Source organism: Legionella sp. (assembly GCF_965140895.1).
Taxonomy (GTDB): domain Bacteria; phylum Pseudomonadota; class Gammaproteobacteria; order Legionellales; family Legionellaceae; genus Legionella.
This window is the reverse complement of record NZ_CBCSKT010000090.1, coordinates 1-2137: the sequence shown is the minus strand read 5'-3', so window position 1 is coordinate 2137 and position 2137 is coordinate 1. Positions and strand designations below refer to the sequence as shown.

The window sequence follows — 2137 nt, the reverse complement described above, 5'->3', positions numbered from 1 at the left end:
GATACGCTGTTATTGGGGGCACAAATAACAGGAACGGAGCAAATCCCCGGGCTTTATGTACGATTATTTAAATTGGAGTGTTGGAAATTTGGACAAATAACTAATTGAGAAAATTTAGATGGGATGGTGCGGAATGTGAGGTAATAGATCAGGTGGGTGTATCAAAAATCAAAGATTTTTGCCCTGAAAAATAGGCTGTTAAAATTTGCGAAATCGCCTCAAAAGCACTTTTGGCTTGTAATCTACAGGAAGTAATCAGCGACATGGTTCTGGCAAGGAACTCAGAACCATAATCAGATCGAGTACCAAAATATTTTTTGCGCCAAATAACAGCAGGCCTTAAACATTGCTCCGCATGATTATTGGTTGGTTCCACGTGCTCATTAAAAATAAAAGTCCATAAGGCAGAAAAATGGGTCAATAAATTGGAGCACAACCGTACGACTCTCAACTTGGGATCAGTATAAGTCCCTTGCTCCAAGAGCTCCCCTACTTTATTTCGAATAGGCCGAGTTTTTCGCATGAGCTCATCTCGTGAAAAAAAGCCAAGTTTGTATTGATGCCATAATTCAAAGAGATTTTCCTAGCACTCAAGTAAACCCGTCCCTATTCGGGAAAGGATCTCTTCAGTCTTCTCTGATAACTTGGTAAAATCTCGTTTCAAATGAGCCCAACAAATCTGACGTTTACTACTCTCGAAATAGTTATAAGCGGCATCACGATCAGAGACAAGAAATCCATTAAACTCTTCCATAAGTCGTGCAATCACTTTCTTACCTCGGGATGGCTCTACTGAAAAAAAGGCAGCTTTTGCGGACATCATTCCCCCAACCCATTGATTCACTCCATCATGTCGATGACCCGTTTCATCCATATGAACGCTACTACTCGATTTCACTTGCTCTAATAAATCGTTAACAGGCTCTTCTAACGCTTTAGCAACGATACGTTGTTTTGCATAAATACAGCCCATGCTTATCTTGAATGCATAATGCTCTTCTAAAAAAGCCTGCAGTTCTCGGCGCGATAATTTATAGCGCGCAAGCATATGTGACATCAAAGCGGTTAAACGAGGCCTCGTAATTCCCCAAGTAATCCCTTCGGGTAAGGAGGCTATCTGTTTCTTACCACAGCAGCTACAAGTCCCTTTCTCTAATTGATATTCCGTAACATGCAATTTTATTGTGGGTAACTCATGAGTTTGATGTCTTAACGCTTCTTTTTGTATCGCCATTGTGCCGCCGCAAAGACATTTAGTAGGTAGTGGACAAGTAACTACCTCATCAATTTTTTCTGGGGGCAACAAGTTACGAAAATGGCCTTGATGCCCCTTATGGCCTCCCCCTTTATTAGGATTAGGAGACTTAGGTTTCTTTTTTTTAAAATCTTGGGAGGGGGGGGCTGACCTATTACAAACATTGGACAAATAGCAAAAAACAGTGTCAAGTAAAATCTGAAGTTTTTTTCATTTAATTAGAAGGTGTATTATTTATAGGCACACATGTTTTTGCCCTGATCCATCAACGTATCCCGTCTCATCACGCAACAATCTCAGATAAATTAAGACGATTCAATTGTAAAAAATAATGCCTTTCCCGTTTTGAATTTCCTATAACCTCAAGGTGCAGTTCCGGAGCACAAAGTTTATTAAATTATTCTTTGCGTGCTGGAGTATCAGAAAAAAGGAATTTTACACCACCGTAAGTGTAAGCTTGGCCACCGCCTGCTCCCGCGCTTGATAGAAAAAAATAATGGGGAGGTACAGCAGCTAAGGCTTCACCACAACTATTGGCTTTCTTAGGTTTTCCAGTTACTGGATCAGAAAAATAAGCATTATCGGCTGGATCAGCGAAACATTCAATGACCATAAATTGTGCTCCATAAGTCATAATAGGTAATAGAGCACAGATCATAAAACCTGAGAATCGCTTTATTTTTATTATATACTGTGTTGTGAGTAGCATGATTTTTTTCCAAAAATATTTAAACATAGATCGTCTATATAAAGTTCTGCGATTATAAGTAGTTTGAAAATTAAATCAATCCCTTATTCCGCAGTACAGCGATTCCCGCTTAAATAGTATGCCAGCCTAAAAAACACAGGCGTGTTTTAAATTTAATCAAAAAAGATTCTAAC

Annotated in this window: 1 protein-coding gene and 1 pseudogene; both read right to left on the bottom strand. The window is 39.2% G+C overall.

Translation table 11 applies throughout. The annotated features are described in order from the left end of the window. Positions 1 to 148: 148 nt before the first annotated feature. A pseudogene (tnpC, locus tag ACQY7T_RS09980) lies at positions 149 to 1048 on the bottom strand (IS66 family transposase). Between the two features lie 604 nt (positions 1049 to 1652). Next, positions 1653 to 1964 (bottom strand): hypothetical protein, encoded by a 312-nt coding sequence (locus ACQY7T_RS09975; protein WP_428413103.1) that lies wholly within the window; start codon positions 1962 to 1964, stop codon positions 1653 to 1655. Between the last annotated feature and the right edge of the window lie 173 nt (positions 1965 to 2137).